At 62.9% G+C, this 15,086-nt stretch carries 12 protein-coding genes; 10 read left to right on the top strand and 2 right to left on the bottom strand.

What is annotated here, in order from left to right:
- Nucleotides 1-5: 5 nt before the first annotated feature.
- Genes ACOFKT_RS10070 through ACOFKT_RS10060 form a run of 3 tightly spaced genes read left to right on the top strand, consistent with a single transcriptional unit; the run spans nt 6 to nt 2,388 of the window.
- Nucleotides 6-1,235 (top strand): hypothetical protein, encoded by a 1,230-nt coding sequence (locus tag ACOFKT_RS10070; RefSeq protein WP_419803863.1) that lies wholly within the window; start codon nt 6-8, stop codon nt 1,233-1,235.
- A gap of 44 nt (nt 1,236-1,279) precedes the next feature.
- Nucleotides 1,280-1,630: a PilZ domain-containing protein gene (locus tag ACOFKT_RS10065; protein ID WP_419803862.1), complete on the top strand. Its 351-nt coding sequence runs from the start codon at nt 1,280-1,282 to the stop codon at nt 1,628-1,630.
- Nucleotides 1,627-2,388 carry a response regulator transcription factor gene (locus tag ACOFKT_RS10060; protein ID WP_419803861.1) on the top strand — a complete coding sequence of 254 codons (762 nt, stop codon included), beginning with the start codon at nt 1,627-1,629 and terminating at the stop codon, nt 2,386-2,388. Before ACOFKT_RS10065 ends, ACOFKT_RS10060 begins: the two co-directional genes overlap by 4 nt.
- 103 nt (nt 2,389-2,491) lie before the next feature.
- Here ACOFKT_RS10060 and ACOFKT_RS10055 read toward each other — a convergent pair whose 3' ends face one another.
- Nucleotides 2,492-3,088: a YceI family protein gene (locus ACOFKT_RS10055; RefSeq protein ID WP_419803860.1), complete on the bottom strand. Its 597-nt coding sequence runs from the start codon at nt 3,086-3,088 to the stop codon at nt 2,492-2,494.
- A 225-nt stretch (nt 3,089-3,313) separates the two neighbouring features.
- On the opposite strand from ACOFKT_RS10055, the gene ACOFKT_RS10050 reads away from it, so the two are divergent.
- The 7 genes from ACOFKT_RS10050 to ACOFKT_RS10020 all read left to right on the top strand — a co-directional run bounded on the left by ACOFKT_RS10050 (nt 3,314) and on the right by ACOFKT_RS10020 (nt 10,949).
- Nucleotides 3,314-4,567 (top strand): MFS transporter, encoded by a 1,254-nt coding sequence (locus tag ACOFKT_RS10050; protein WP_419803859.1) that lies wholly within the window; start codon nt 3,314-3,316, stop codon nt 4,565-4,567.
- Nucleotides 4,568-4,634: 67 nt separating this feature from the next.
- Nucleotides 4,635-5,339 (top strand): phosphate signaling complex protein PhoU, encoded by a 705-nt coding sequence (gene phoU, locus ACOFKT_RS10045; protein WP_419803858.1) that lies wholly within the window; start codon nt 4,635-4,637, stop codon nt 5,337-5,339.
- 99 nt (nt 5,340-5,438) lie between these two features.
- On the top strand, nt 5,439-7,286 hold the full coding sequence (locus tag ACOFKT_RS10040; RefSeq protein WP_419803857.1) for a nitrite/sulfite reductase: 1,848 nt from the start codon (nt 5,439-5,441) through the stop codon (nt 7,284-7,286).
- Between the two features lie 204 nt (nt 7,287-7,490).
- Entirely contained in the window at nt 7,491-7,862 is a 372-nt protein-coding gene (locus ACOFKT_RS10035; protein WP_419803856.1) for a hypothetical protein, read from the top strand.
- A gap of 43 nt (nt 7,863-7,905) precedes the next feature.
- Nucleotides 7,906-8,556 (top strand): precorrin-2 dehydrogenase/sirohydrochlorin ferrochelatase family protein, encoded by a 651-nt coding sequence (locus tag ACOFKT_RS10030; protein ID WP_419803855.1) that lies wholly within the window; start codon nt 7,906-7,908, stop codon nt 8,554-8,556.
- 245 nt (nt 8,557-8,801) lie between these two features.
- Nucleotides 8,802-9,611, top strand: a complete 810-nt coding sequence (gene cobA / locus ACOFKT_RS10025) for a uroporphyrinogen-III C-methyltransferase (RefSeq protein WP_419803854.1) — start codon at nt 8,802-8,804, stop codon at nt 9,609-9,611.
- A 462-nt stretch (nt 9,612-10,073) separates the two neighbouring features.
- Nucleotides 10,074-10,949 (top strand): 5'-3' exonuclease, encoded by an 876-nt coding sequence (locus ACOFKT_RS10020; RefSeq protein ID WP_419803853.1) that lies wholly within the window; start codon nt 10,074-10,076, stop codon nt 10,947-10,949.
- 21 nt (nt 10,950-10,970) lie between these two features.
- On the opposite strand, the gene ACOFKT_RS10015 is transcribed toward ACOFKT_RS10020, so the two are convergent.
- Nucleotides 10,971-15,059, bottom strand: a complete 4,089-nt coding sequence (locus tag ACOFKT_RS10015; RefSeq protein ID WP_419803852.1) for a sodium:solute symporter family transporter — start codon at nt 15,057-15,059, stop codon at nt 10,971-10,973.
- Nucleotides 15,060-15,086: the final 27 nt, after the last annotated feature.

Raw genomic sequence — 15,086 nt, 5'->3', positions numbered from 1 at the left:
CGTGCATGATCGCGGAGCTACGGCACGAGTTCAACCGGCGCTACACCGATACCGCGTACCGGAATCTGCTCGCGGACATGGATCGCATCACGCGCACGCAGATTTCGATTCGCGTCGCGGAAACGCCGGTCTTTCTGCCTTCGTCCATGCTGCGGCAAATGATTGATGCCGGCGCGGAGATGACGCATCAGCTGCTAAACGACTCCGCCTATCTGCGGCAGGCGGCCGCCACCATACCAAAAGCGTTCCGCGTCGCCGGGCCGGGTGCGCATCCCCACTTCATGACCGTCGATTTCGGCCTGGTACACACAGGCGAAGGCGCATGGCAGGGTGACCTGGCTACGCTTGAGCCGCGGCTGGTCGAACTGCAGGCGTTTCCGTCCGTCTTCGGTTTGCAATCGGTGCTGGGCAACTTGTATTCGAAGCACTTCGAACTACCCTCGTCGCTCGCACACTACCCGGGTGGCATCGACGAGACCACGTACTGGCAGAAGCTGCGTGACGTCATCGTTGGCGATCACGCACCGGAAAACGTCATCCTGCTGGAGGTCACGCCCGAGCAGCAAAAAACACTTCCAGACTTCCACGTCCATGGGGACCACCTCGGCATCCGCACGGTCGACATCACCGCTGTGCGTCAGCGCGGCCGTAAGCTCTTCTACGATCGCGACGGCGTGGAAACGCCGGTCCACCGCATCTACAACCGGGCCATCGTCGATGAGATGGTGCGCAAATCCGTTCATCCGGGTTTCGATCTGACCGGCGACCTGGACGTGGAGTGGGCCGGCCACCCTGACTGGTATTTTCTGATCAGCAAATTTGCGCTGCCGCACCTGCGTCACCCGTTCGTGCCGCCGGCTGTCTTTCTCAGCGACTGGATGGACGGCCGCGGGCGTGATCGCATCTCCGAGGATCGATCGCAATGGGTGTTCAAGCCGCTGTTTTCGTTTGCCGGCAAGGGCATCGAGTTCGCGCCAAGCGACGAAGCGCTGCACAGCATCCCAACGGCGGAGCGTGGCAACTACCTGCTGCAGCAGCGGGTCGCCTTTGCGCCCACGGTCGCCACGCCGTTCGGCATGACACAGGTCGAGGTTCGCCTGATGTACGTCTGGCCCGATGGCGGCGAGTTGCAGGCGATTCAAACTCTTACCCGGCTGGGCCGCGGCGCCATGATGGGTGTGGACCACAACCGCAACCAGCAATGGGTGGGCGGCTCTGCCGGATTGATTTTGTAGTTTGTCTTCCGCAACGCCGGTGACTGTGGTAACAAAGGTTAGGCATGTACGTAACGCGCAGGCAAGCGGCTCCGGTTCACGACAATTCCGCTGACCCGGTACGTGCCGCCGTCCGATTCCCGTTGCAGTTGCCCGTCCAGTTGCACACCGGTGAAACCGAGGTCCCCGCCACGACCATCGACGTTTCCTCAACCGGCATGCTGTTTTCTTTGGACACCGTGCTGCAGGTGGGCACGGAGCTGGATTGGGAGCTGTTGTTGCCCGCCGAAGCCATGGGCACCGGCGTTGACATCAGTGTTGTTTGTCACGGCCGCGTCGCGTGGGTGCAGGAAGAATCGCCCGTCCGCATGGCCGTCATGATCGATCAGTACCGGATGAAGGAGACCTCGCTTTGACTGGAAATGAATTTGTCAACGTCGCTGGTGAGTCGGCCTCAGAGAGCGAGATCCGCGTGATTCTCGCCGACTCTCAGGCCATCTACCGCGTTGGCATGCGCAAGGTTTTCGCTGTGGAAGACGACATCCGCGTTGTCGCCCAGGCTGAAACGCTGTCCAACCTGTACACCGCGTTGCAGCGTTTCCCCACAGACGTGGTCGTGCTCGAGGGTCAGCTGCTGGCCGGCACCATTGACGCCATTCCGGAACTGGTGCGCCGCGCGCCCCATGCCAAGCTGATCGTCCAGGTCGTTGACGTGGATGAAGCCACCACCGTGGAACTGTACCGCCGCGGCGTTCGTGGCGTGGTGCCGCGGTCCATCTCGCCCGACATGCTGATCAAGTGCATCCGCAAAATCGCGGCAGGCGAAACCTGGATCGACAACCAGTCGGTCGGCTGGGTCATTGAGGCCTACCGTTCGCAGGCCACGGCGCTCACCTCGCCACGCGCGCAGATGAAGTTTTCGCCCAAGGAACTCGCTGTCATCTCCTGCATCACGCGCGGCATGCGCAACAAGGAGATCGCCTACCAGGTCGGCACGACCGAACAGGTAATCAAGAACTACCTGCGCAAGATCTACGACAAGCTCGGCGTCTCCGATCGCCTGGAACTGGCGCTCTACTGCATGCACCACCAACTACTCAAGCAGTACCCGGCAGACGCCATGTTCGACGTTGCCGGCAAACCGGTCGCCGAGCCGCTGGCAATTCGCATGTAAGCCAGCGGCTTCAGCCGCCGAGATAGGCGGCGTCCGCACGCAGCCAGTGGCTTCAACCGATGAGGTGGTGCGCTGGGTGCGTGCGGACGGCAAGAAAGTGCAATTACTGCTTCGAAACCTCAAGATCAATTGTGAACCGCACCTCATCCCCCAGCATGGGCGCGCCATACTTCTGGCCGAAGTTGAAATCACTGCGCTTGATCGTGCCCGTTGCAGAAAATCCGCTAACCAGCTTGCCGCCCATGCCCTTCTGCGGCGTCGCGGGCCCGTCTACTTCCAGCGTGACCGGCTTGGTCTGACCGCCCAGCTTCAGGTCGCCCACAATCTGCAGCTTGCCCTCGCCATCGCGTTTCACACTCGTCGACTTGAACGTGATTGTCGGGTACTGGTTCACATCAAAAAAGTCCGGACTCTTCAGGTGTTCGTCGCGTTTCTCCTGGCCCGTGTTGACCGTCTTGGCGTCGATGACTGTGTCCACGTGTGAGGCGCCCACGTTCTTTTCATCCCAGACGACAGTGCCGGTCACGCCCGAAAAGCTGCCGCGCACGGTGCTCACACCCAGGTGCTTGATTGAGAATTCAACCCCGGAATGCGCCGGGTCGATCGCCCACGTGGACGCCTGAGCAAACGCAGCGGGAACGGCAACCCCGGCGAGCAGAACGGCGGTTCCCAGGGCAAGACGACGAACAGATTGAAACATCTTTCTCCTCCAACAAGGGCGGCAGACCGCGGCCCACGAGTGTGTCTCGCGTCACAGACCGCCTCGCATTGCGAAGCAGATGAGTGACGTGAGCTATTCAAGCAGATGTGAGCCGAAATGGCGCGATGCAAAATTATTTCGATATCGTACTTTTCCTGGCTACGAGCGGAAGCAGCACGTGCAAGCAACTCTTGTATTCCTGTGCGACCATGACCACACTCGTCTATGGCCTCGACTGCCGCATCCATTCGCGCGCTCACGCCGCGTCAGCGCAATGCGTTTATCGCCTGTTTTCTCGGCTGGGCACTCGACGCCTTCGATTTTTTCATCCTCACCTACTGCCTTTCGGCCGTCGCGGCCGACTTCCACACCAGCATCCGGCAGGTCTCTGAGGGCCTCTTCTGGACGCTCGCCATGCGCCCTGTCGGTGCGTTGATCTTTGGCGCGCTGGCCGAGCGCTGGGGCCGCAAGCCCACCCTCATGCTCAACGTGGTCTGCTTCGCCGTCTTCGAGTGCGCCTCCGCCTTCGCGCCCACGCTGACCAGCCTGCTCGTCCTGCGCGCTCTCTTCGGCATCGCCATGGGCGGCGAATGGGGCGTCGGCGCCGCGCTCACCTTTGAAACGCTGCCCGCCGCCGGGCGCGGCTTTTTCAGCGGCCTTCTGCAGGAGGGCTACGTCACCGGTAACCTGCTCGCCGCCGCCGTCTACTGGCTCGTCTTCCCGCACCTGCACGGCACCGGCATGCTTACCAACTGGCGCGTCATGTTCCTCATCGGAACGCTGCCGGCGCTGCTCGTCTTTTACATCCGCAGCGGCGTCGACGAGTCGCCCGCATGGCGAGAGCGTCAGGCGGGCATCACTGCCAGGCGCACCCGCGTCACCGGTGTCGCCCAGTACGCCGGCACCTTCGTCCTCCTCGTCCTCGTCATGACCGCCTTCGCCTCCTTCAGCCACGGCACCCAAGACCTGTACCCCACGTTCCTCGAAAAAGGCAAACACTTCAGCCCAGCCGACGTCGGCAAGATCGCCGTCGTCGCCAATATCGGCGCCCTGCTCGGCGGCATGTTTTTCGGCACGCTCTCCGAGCGCCTCGGCCGCCGCTGGACCATCATCGCCGCGTCGCTGCTCGCCATCCCCATGGTTCCGCTCTGGGCCTGGTCGCACACCATGGTCATGCTCGCCGTCGGTGGTTTCCTGATGCAGTTCATGGTCCAGGGCGCATGGGGCGTCATCCCCGCGCACCTGAACGAGCTCGCGCCGCCCGCCGTCCGCGCCATTTTCCCCGGCCTCGCCTACCAGCTCGGCAACCTGCTCGCCTCGCGCAACGGCCCCATCCAGGCCGGCCTCGCCGCGACCCGATTCGGCGGCTCGCTAGAGCCCGTCCTCGGCTGGACGGTGGTCATCGTCGCCATCGCCGTCTCGCTCTTCACCCTCGTCGCCGGCGAGCGCAAGGGCGAAGACCTCTCCTCCGCTCACTGACGCCAACAAGCGTTGTTCAAACACGCCGCCGCGCACCATCGCCTAAAATATCCCAAGGACACCTCCTTTGCCACGCATCCACTTCCAGCAACAGCTCGCCACGCTGAAAGACAAGCTGCTCGCCATGGCAGCGCTTGCGCAGCAGTCGCTTGAGTTGAGCGTAGAAGCCTTTCTGACCCGCGACGCCGCCCTTTGCGATCACGTCCTCGACATCGAGCAGGCCATCAACGCCGCCGAGCGCGACGTCGATGAAATGGCCTACGAACTCTTCGCCAAGGAGCAGCCCATGGCCGTCGACCTCCGCTTCCTTATGGCCGTCCTCCGCATCAATGGCGATCTGGAGCGCATTGGCGACCAGGCCGCCAACACCGTCAAGCAGTGCCGCGCGCTCATGGAAGTCGAGCCGAACGGCGCCAACCCCGCCGATCTGCCCGGCGACATCGGCGGCATGGGCGCGATCGCCCGCCGCATGATCCGCAACGCTGTCCGCGCGCTGCTCGATGCCGACCCCGCCCGCGCCGAACAGGTTCTCACTATGGACGACGACATCGACCGCCTCAACCGCGACTCGCAGGCCGCCCTGCTCGGCGCCATGCAGCAGCAGCCTGACTGCACCGACCTGGCGCTCAGCTCCATCATTGTCTGCCGGAACCTGGAGCGCAGCGCCGACCACGCCACCAACATCGCCGAAGACGTCATCTTCTGGGTCCGCGGCTCCGACGTCCGGCACACCTTCTCCGCCAGCGAGCAGGGCGCGGTTGCGGCGGCATAGCCTGGGCCGTAGGCCCAGGTAGCTTCCGCAACAACGACCCCAGCGCTGAAGGCGCGACACATCAACCGCCGCACTACATTGCGCAGGAGCACCAACCAAATGCCCGACGAAACCTTTCTAGGCGACGCCGCAGAAGGCCTCGACAAAGTCCCCTCTCCGCCCGCCGTCCGCAAAGAAACCAAGGCTCAAAAAGTCGAGCGCCTCAAGCTCGAAAAGAACCCCTGGGAAGCCTGGGCCGACGTGCGCCGCTTCGCCGCCGAGGGCCGCGAGTCCGTGCTGCCCGAATGGGCCGGCGTCTACTTCAAGTGGTGGGGCATCTACACCCAGGGCGATGGTATCGGCGCCGTGGGCGGCGTCGGCGGCGAGGGCAAAGCCACCGAGTACTTCATGATGCGCGTCGGCATCCCCAACGGCATCCTCACTCCGCTCCAGCTCCGTACCATCGCGGACATCACGGAGAAGTACGCCCGCGGCATCGGCGACGTCACCACCCGGCAGAACATCCAGATGCACTGGCTCACCATTGAAAGTCTTCCGCTCGTGACCGATGCGCTCGAAGCCGTCGGCCTCAGCCCCAAGGGCGCCTGTGGCGACGTCGTCCGCAACGTCACCGGCTGCCCGCTCGCCGGCACCGACCCGCACGAAATCCTCGACGCATCGCCGCTCGCTCAACGCGTTGCCGCCACCCTCACCGCCAACCCCGAGTTCGTCAACCTGCCGCGCAAGTTCAAGATCAGCATCACCGGCTGCCCCGTCTGGTGCTCCTACCCCGAAATCGACGACATCGGCCTCACCGGCACCGAGCGCATCGTGAACGGCCAGAGCGAAGCCGGTTACAGCATCCGCGTCGGCGGCGGTCTCAGCAAGGAACCGCACCTCGCCGTCCGCCTCAACGCGTTCATCAAGCCCGAACAGGCCGAACAGGTCTGCATCGAAATCGCGCGCATCTTCCGCGACGCTGACCCCCTGCGCGAAAGCCGCAACCACGCTCGCATGAAGTACCTCTTCATGCGGGAGGGCTGGACCGCCGACTCCTTCCTCGCTGAACTTGAACGCCGCCTCGGCTACAGGCTCGATCCCGCTGCCGATGAGGAAGTTCCCGACGACCTGTACCGCGATCACACCGGCGTTAACCCGCAGCGGCAGCCTGGTCTGTCCTCCGTCGGCATCTCCGTCCTCCGCGGCCGCCTCACCTCCGCGCAACTGCACGGCCTCGCCGACTTGGCAGAGGAGTTCAGCGCGAAGAAAGAAAGCAACGAGAAGAACGAGAGCAACGAGAGCACCGAGAGCACCGAGAACACCGAGAGCACCGAGAAGAACGGCAGCACCGGCGAGCTCCGCTGCACCGTCCAGCAAAACATTCTCCTCATCAACATCCCCAACGAACGTGTCAACGAAGTCGTCGAGCGCATCTCCGCGCTCGGTCTCCAGGTCGATGGCACCAACTTCTGGCGCGGCACCGTCGCCTGCACCGGCACCGAATTCTGCAAGCTCGCCATCGCCGAAACCAAGGGCTTCGCCCGCTGGCTCACCGACGAGATGGATGCGCGCCTGCCCGGCTTTGACCAGCAGCTGCGCATCAACGTGACCGGCTGCCCCAACAGCTGCGGCCAGCACTGGATCGCCGACATCGGCCTGGAAGGCAAAAAAATCAAGCAGGACGGCAATATGGTCGACGCCTTCTACTTCTGCGTCGGCGGTGCGCTCGGCCAGCACGCCGGCTTCGCCCGTCCCGTCGGCTACCGCATCGCCGCGACCGAAGTCCCCGACGCCATGGAACGCCTCCTCCGCCAGTACCTCACCACCCGCAACACCGCCACTGAAAACCTCCGCATGTACTTCGCCCGCCACACCGACGAAGACCTCCGCAACCAGCTCGCCGGCACCCCCATCGCCCCGGTCGACCGCGACCTGCCCACCCGCCCCACGCCGTCCAATGTGGGATAGGGCAGTGCTGCCAGCGGACATGTTGTTCCGGAACGCCACGCCTGCGGAGGCGGTGTACGGAGGGGCACAGCTTTAGCTGTGCTGTAATGCCAGACTCGCAACTTAATGTGCTTTTTCCTTTGCCATGGCAAAGGAAAAGGAAACCCAAACAAAGGCTGGAGGACTGTGGTGAAGCTTGTAGTGCCTGATTGGCCTGGCAAATTTTTGCTGCTGCTGTCCTTCACCGTTGCTGTCGTTTTGCAAGCGGGTTGCGGACCTGCTTCTTCGGTCGAAACACGATCACCGAATGGAGAATTTACTGTAAAAACCCAGGTGTTTGCCAACACCGGCGCATCTTCGAAATCGAACGTCGTCAAGATCTACCTGCAAAGGCAGGGTGCGCGCGAGACAATGCCGATCCTTGTCCTTTCCGGCGGCTCACCCGGATCGCTGCAGCCGTCCGTTACCTGGATGAGTCCCCGATTGCTCGAAATTACACGCAGCAGTCAGCAAACCATCGTCTTTCAAGCTGTTCAGTATGAAAGCGTCTTTGTCGTCGTCGAAGCGAATGAAACGGCACCACTACGCCGGGAGTAGCGGCGACGTCGCCACCGCATCGGAAGGGAAGCGTCAAAACACCATGCCCGGCCTCTTTCCTATTTTTCTCAAGCTCACCGCGCGCCCCTGCCTTGTCGTCGGCGCCGGCATCATTGCCGAAGGCAAAATAGCTTCCCTCGTCGAAGCCGAGGCGAATGTCACCGTCGTCGCCACCCGCGCCAACCCGCGCGTCCAGCAACTCGCTGCCGACGGCCTGATCCGCCTCCACCTCCGTCCCTATCAACCAGAGGACATGGACGGCATCTTCCTCGCCGTCGCCGGCACTGATGTTCCCGAGGTGAATCGCGCCGTTTTCGGCGACGCCCAGCAACACAACACCCTCATCAACGCCGTCGATGACCCGCCGTACTGTGATTACTACTTCCCGTCCATCGTGCGCCGCGGCGACCTCCAGATCGCCATCTCCACCGCGGGCGAAAGCCCCGCACTCGCCCAGCAGCTCCGCAAAGACTTGAACGAACAGCTCCCGCTGGACCTCGGCCCCTGGCTCATGGAACTCGGTCGCCTCCGCCGCGAAGTCCTGCAAATGGAGCCGCTGGGCGAACCCCGCAAACTGCTCCTGCACCAGCTCGCCACCCGCGAGGTCTGCGGCGCCGAAGCCTGCCCCTCCCGCCAACTCGCCCGAGCCCACGCCCGCCAGCATTACCCCGACCGCAACCGGAGCACGGAATGAGCATGCAGCGTTTTACGATCACCTTTGGAACAAGCGCACCAGCGTGCTCCTGTTTGAAAACGAATGGAAGGGCACAGCTTTAGCTGTGCCATATCGAAACTGCAAGGAACCGGCTTCAGCCGCTGAGGTCGGTTTTTCGCCTTTCACGCCGCTGAATGGAGGTGCACAACGTCACTGGTGCGAGCCCGCTATCTTGGAGCGAGTGCCACATCGGACATTGCCATTTCCCGAAGCACTCCTTACTTATGTCGTTTGAAGCCCAAAAAGGAACCGTCTACCTTGTCGGCGCCGGCCCCGGCGACCCTGACCTGCTCACCCTCCGCGCCGCGAGACTTCTCGCAACCGCCGACCTGGTCCTCCACGACGACCTCGTCTCTCCCGAAGTCCTCGCGCTCTGCGGCGATCACACTCAACGCACCAGCGTCGGCAAGCGCTGCGGCCAGGCCCGCATCACCCAGGCCGGCATCCATACCCTCATGATCGACGCCGCCCGAAGCGGCCTCTCGGTCGTCCGCCTCAAATCCGGCGACCCGCTCGTCTTTGGCCGCGCCGCCGAAGAACTCGACGCACTCCACTCAGCCAACATCCCCGTTGAAATCGTCCCCGGCATCTCCGCCGTCTTTGCCGCCGCCGCCGCGATGCAACTCCCGCTCACCGACCGCCACAGCGCCTCCAAACTCATCCTTGTCGCTGGCCATCCCGCCAGCCACAAGATCAAGCCAGATGCTGAGCAAGGCGCTGAGGCCGAACAGGACTCGAACACCGGACACAACCCGACGGGGAACTCAGCGCCTCTCTGGACCGGCGCCTTCCCGCCCGACGCAACCCTCGCCATCTACATGCCGGGCCGCAGCGCCCAAGCCATCGCGGCCGAACTCCGCCGCTCGGGCGCACCCGCCGACCTGCCCTGCGTCGCCATCTCCCATGCCGCCACACCCCATCAGCAGATCGCCGCTGCCCGCCTCGACCAGTTCGCCAGCATCGACCTGGGCCCCACGCCAGTACTCATCCTCGCCGGCTACGCAATGGCCCCACTACTCACGAAATCCGCTTAGGTACTGAAGATTCATTGCGGTGCAATCCGCTACGCCCACACGGGACTGCATAGCCATCCGCAAACGCACCAGGGCAACCCAAGATCGAGCACCACCCAGAAGTCCGTCAAACGCCAGCCAGGGCACCGCCACCACCGAGCGCCACTCAGGAGCACTCGCAAGCGTCATTCATACGCTCCCGCGACCAGCACGTAGCCGCCGTGACAAGGGCCGAAGGCCCGCGGACATACCAGCCTGGGCCGAAGGCCTAGGTATCCGATCCCGTGTTGGCCAGAGCGCTGAAAGCGCGACCCATAGGTTAGGCACCGCCACAACCGCGTGCCTCGAAACTTGTGCAATCACCCGCAACTCACACCAGCGCAGGAACTTACACACAAACCACGTAGCAAGAAGAACTTACACACCTTCATCATCCCAACTCCGCTAAAATGAAGAACTTGCAAAAACAAGGGGGGAGGGGTCATGCGCATTCACCTGGTCGACGGCACCTACGAACTCTTCCGCCACTACCACGCTTTGCCGAAACTGCAGGACGGCCAGGGCCGCGAAGTCGCCGCCGTCCGTGGCGTCCTCGCCTCCATGCTCTCGCTCATTAAGGAAGGCGCAACGCACGTCGGCATCGCGACTGACCACGTCGTCGAGTCCTTCCGCAACGACCTGTACGCCGGCTACAAAACCGGTGCCGGCGTTCCGCCCGATCTCATGGCGCAGTTCCCGCTGCTCGAAGAAGCCCTGCGCGCCCTCGGCTTCGTCGTCTGGGCCATGACCGAGTTCGAAGCCGACGACGCCCTCGCCGCCGCCGCGCACAAAGCTGCTGAAGACCCAAGCGCTGAGCAAATCTTGATATGCACGCCCGACAAAGACCTCGCACAATGCGTCGTCGGCGATCGCGTGATCCAGTTCGACCGCCGCAAGCGCGAGCCCCGCAACGAAGCCGGCGTCGTCACCAAATTCGGCGTTCCGCCCGCCTCGATCCCCGACTATCTCGCCCTCGTCGGCGATACCGCCGATGGCTTCCCCGGCCTTCCAGGCTGGGGCGCGAAGGGCGCCGCCGCCATCCTTGCAAAATACGGCCACATCGACGCGATCCCCCAGGATTTCCGCACCTGGAATGTCCGCGTCACGAACCCCGCAGCCCTCAGCGAAACGCTGCAAACCCGCATGAGCGACGCTCTGCTCTTCCGCACTCTCGCAACGCTTCGCACCGACGTCGACGTCTTCGCCAACGTCGACGAACTCGAGTGGCGCGGCCCAACCGAAGCCTTCGAGCCACTCGCCGCCGTGCTCGACAGCAACGTCAAACGCGAAAGCGGTCGCGGCGGCAAACTGAAGGTGTAGTGCGCTTTGCGCAAACCCCGACTACTGAACAACGATAGTCGCCTGCTCTGTAACAAGCCGGTTCTGCGGCGGCGGCAAATAGCCGTAGAGCAAGTATGTCGCCCGTACTTCGCGAAAGCTCTGCAGGTTCCATTCCCACATCGCCGCAATCTCGTGCGGATCTTTGCCGGCTGCGAGCGCATCCATCGTCGCCTGGTTCAGGAGCGTGCCACTCGCCTTCGCAAGCTGAAACTGCTGCGGATACTGCGCGTGCAGAGCGGCCAGCAACTCCACCCCAAACTCGGCCGCGTCGAAGCGTTGACGGTCATTCACGGTGAAACGCAACCCGTGCACAAGCTGACCCGCAAACGGGTACGGCTTTGCCGGTGTGAAACTCGTCGCAGTCACATCCACACCGCTGATCTTGCGCGCCGCCAGCGTCGCCGCAAGCTTCTGCGCGTCGGCATCAGTCGCAATCCACGCCGCGCCAATCTGCTCAAACGGTGCATCGGTGCCGCGGCCCACGGAAACATTCGTGAACTCTAAAAATGCAAGACCTGGATAGAGCGTCGCGGCCTCAAGCCTCTGCAGGTTCGGGCTTGGATTCACCCACAGCAAACCCGTGTTGTCGTACCAGAGACCGCGCTGGTAGTTCACAACGGGAACCACGGCCAGGTCGCAGGCAAGATGCTTCGTCGCATGAATGAATCGCGCAAGCTCACCCAGCGTCATGCCGTGCTGCGTCGGCTCCTGCATGTACGCGATGTATCGCTCGGTGCCGGAATCATTCACGGGCCCATTTACAATTTCGCCGCTCAGCAGGGCAGGGCGGTCCAGCACCATAATGAGCGGCTTGTTGGCTGCTTGCGAAGCCGTCTCCAGAAAGTAGCCAAGCACCGTCTCATACGTGTAAAAGCGAACACCTGCGTCCTGCAGATCAATCAGCACCGCATCCAGCTTCTCCAAATCGGCTTGCTTCGGCCGCCGGTCCTCCGACTTTGCGCCGTACAGGGAGAGCACAGGCAGACCGGTCGCGCGATCGGTCGCATTCCCAATGCCCTCGCGATCCTCCGCGCCCGCAATGCCGTGTTCCGGCGAAAACAGGACCGTGAGCTTCGCGCCCGGCACCGCCTTCGGCAGGTCCTGGGCCAGCACGTCGATCGTGCGTCTGCCTGCCGAGTCGAGCCCCGTGTTGTTCGTCAACAGACCCAGCCGCAGCGAATGCCCGACCGCAGCCTGCAACGCGCGCAGCCGTTCGAATTGCGTCTGCTGCAGCACGTCCACTCCACTCAGCACCTTCCCACCCGTGGTGTTCGCGCCGGCGTAGGGCGTGTACAGGTGCAACGCCTGTGCCGCAGCGGTCGCCACTTTGCCGCGCAAAGCGGAGATGGCCGGACGACCTCGTGGATGAATCGCGTTCGCCAGCAGAACCACGTACGTGTCCGAACGCGGATCCATCCAAAGCGACGTTCCCGTAAAGCCGGTGTGGCCGAAGCTGCCCACCGGAAAGACCGTGCCGCGCGGCCGCGAAAACGGCGAATCGACATCCCAGCCAAAGCCGCGCAGCCACTTGCCGCGCGCGGGCTGTTCCGGCTCGCACATGAGCCGCAGCGTCTCGGTCTTCAGAGGAAAGGCGCTGCGCCGTCCGGCAAGCCGGTCGAGCAGTGCCTGCGCGAACAGCGAGACGTCATGTGCCGTTGAAAACACGCCCGCATGTCCCGCAACGCCACCCATGCGGCGCGTCGTGGGGTCGTGCACCGTGCCGCGCAGCAGCTCGTCGTGAGTCATCGGCTTGTCGTCGTTGTGCGCCGTTGGCGCGATGCGGCCTGGATCGATCTGCGCACCGCCTGGTAAAGCGATCGGCAGAGGCCTGACTGTTTTTGCATCCAGCAGCGGCACGATGCAGTTCGTTCGCGATCCCAACGGCCCATTCATGGGGTCCGGCTGATCGTACCGGTGCGGGCAATGCGGCGTCAGGTATGCCGTCTCCGTCATGCCGAGCGGCTGAAAGATGTGCTTCGACGCGTACACGTCCAGCGGCTCACCGCTGATCTTCTCCACCAGTGCTCCCAGCGTGATGAAGTTGATGTCCGAATACTTAAACGTCACACCCGGCGGCCCGTACGGCACCGCCTGCATGGCACGCTTCACGCCCTCGGCCTTGCCGCTCCACACATCCTTCAGGTTCACGTCCTCGCTTAACCCGGAGTAGTGCGTCAGCAGTTCGCGAACCGTGATGCTGCTCTTACCGTTCGCTGCAAACTCGGGCAAGTACTTCACCACAGGATCATCGAACTGCAGCTTGCCTTGCTCATACAACTGCATGATCGCGGTCGCGGTACTCAGACATTTTGAGAGCGAAGCCATGTCAAAGATAGTGTCTTCCGTCATGGGTTCCACGACCGGTTCCAGGGCGCGATTGCCGTACGCGCGATGGTAGACAATCCGCCCGTTATGCCCGACGACAAGCACCGCCCCAGGTAGTTCCTGGTTCGCAATCGCCGCAGTCAGGATGCTGTCCACGGGCTTAAAGTCGTAGGACTGGGCCGAAGCGCTACCCGATGCGGTTTGCGCCGGCAGCGGCAAGGCGGGAAGCAGCAATGCGCCGCAGAGTACAACCACCACAGCGCGGCGCTGTGCGCGACCGGGAAGGCTCGCCAGCGCGCCGACCGCAAATGTTACGGCAGAGCCGATCAAGACGTACCAGGTGTACGCGATCAGTCCTGGCTCAAACACGTGAACACCATCCAAGTGAAACACCACATTCATGCCTTTCGGCGCCAGCCACAGGAACAGGTTCAGCGCAAACCCCACCACCATGCCTATGATCGCTCCGCTTTGCGTCGCAAAGCGTGTCAGCGTTCCCAACAGGAACACACCCAGCAGTGATCCGTATGCGACCGACGCAATCGACAAACCTGTTTCTACCACGTGACCCTTTCCGCCGTTCGCCACCGAGTACACGGCAATGGCAAACAGCACCAGAGCCCACAACACCGTGCTCGTGCGCGACAGCAGGTTGCGCGTCCGCTCGCTGCTGTGCGGCCGCAGACGAAGGTAGAAGTCAACGATCGTTGTGGACGACAGAGAGTTGAGCGCGGCGGAGAGATTGCTCATTGCGGCTGCAAGGATGGCCGCAATCAGCAGGCCGGCAACGCCGACCGGCATCTGCTGCACGATAAACGCCGGAAAAATGCGATCGGCAGCATGAACCGTTTGCGCCTCCGGGTGCTGCCCGTAAAACACATACAGCCCCGAGCCGATCAGCAGGAACAGCGTGAACTGCAACAGCACCACGCCGCCTGAGGCGAGCAGCGCCGTGCGAGATTCGCGAAGATTCTTTGCCGCCAGCAACCGCTGCACCATCAGTTGATCGGTGCCGTGCGACGCCATCGTGAGAAACGCACCGCCCAGAATGCCAGCCCAAAACGTGTACGTGGTCGTCAGGTTCAGCGTGAAGTCGAACAACTTCAGCTTGCCAGCCGCGGCCGTGACCGCGTGGATCGTCGCCCATCCGCCGGCCACTTTGCCACTTAAAGTAAACAGCGCCACCAGCGTGCCCGCAATGTACAGAATCATCTGCACCACGTCCGTCCAGATCACCGCGGTCATGCCGCCTTCAAACGAGTACAGCACGGTAAGCGCCGTGATGATTCCGATACTCGCGATGTCATTGGTGCCGATCGCCAATCCCACAACGATGCTCACAGCGAACACGCGCACACCCTCGGCCGCGGCGCGCGTCAACAGAAACAGGCCCGCGGTCACCTTGTGCAGCACCGGCCCGAAGCGGCGATCGATCAACTGGTACGCGGTGAACATCTCGCCCTGGAAGTAGCGCGGCAGGAACAACACGCACAGCACGATGCGCCCCACCATGTAGCCGAAGACGAGCTGCAGAAACGTCCAGTTTCCGCCAAAGGCGATACCCGGCACGCTGATGATCGTCAACGTGCTCGTTTCCGCAGAAACAATCGACAGCGCAATTGCCCACCACGGCACGGTGCGGCCCGCCAGAAAGTATGTGGACAACGACTTCTCTTTGTTGCGGAAGCGAAGTCCGAACAGCGTGATGCCGATCAGGTATACGGCGATCAGTACAAGATCAAACGTGTGAAGCCGCGTGGGCATAGCGTTGAGTGTAGGCGATGCGAAGCG

The organism is Terriglobus sp. (genome assembly GCF_965201105.1).
Classification (GTDB): domain Bacteria; phylum Acidobacteriota; class Terriglobia; order Terriglobales; family Acidobacteriaceae; genus Terriglobus.
This window is presented reverse-complemented; position numbering and strand designations above follow the sequence as displayed.

Excerpts from the sequence above, each read along its gene's own strand:
- ACOFKT_RS10030 (WP_419803855.1), top strand. The coding sequence starts at position 7,906 with ATGCCCGGCCTCTTTCCTATTTTTCTCAAGCTCACCGCGCGCCCCTGC.
- ACOFKT_RS10050 (WP_419803859.1), top strand. The coding sequence starts at position 3,314 with ATGGCCTCGACTGCCGCATCCATTCGCGCGCTCACGCCGCGTCAGCGC.
- ACOFKT_RS10020 (WP_419803853.1), top strand. The coding sequence starts at position 10,074 with ATGCGCATTCACCTGGTCGACGGCACCTACGAACTCTTCCGCCACTAC.
- ACOFKT_RS10015 (WP_419803852.1), bottom strand. The coding sequence starts at position 15,059 with ATGCCCACGCGGCTTCACACGTTTGATCTTGTACTGATCGCCGTATAC.
- ACOFKT_RS10065 (WP_419803862.1), top strand. The coding sequence starts at position 1,280 with ATGTACGTAACGCGCAGGCAAGCGGCTCCGGTTCACGACAATTCCGCT.
- ACOFKT_RS10070 (WP_419803863.1), top strand. The coding sequence starts at position 6 with ATGATCGCGGAGCTACGGCACGAGTTCAACCGGCGCTACACCGATACC.
- cobA (WP_419803854.1), top strand. The coding sequence starts at position 8,802 with ATGTCGTTTGAAGCCCAAAAAGGAACCGTCTACCTTGTCGGCGCCGGC.
- ACOFKT_RS10040 (WP_419803857.1), top strand. The coding sequence starts at position 5,439 with ATGCCCGACGAAACCTTTCTAGGCGACGCCGCAGAAGGCCTCGACAAA.
- ACOFKT_RS10055 (WP_419803860.1), bottom strand. The coding sequence starts at position 3,088 with ATGTTTCAATCTGTTCGTCGTCTTGCCCTGGGAACCGCCGTTCTGCTC.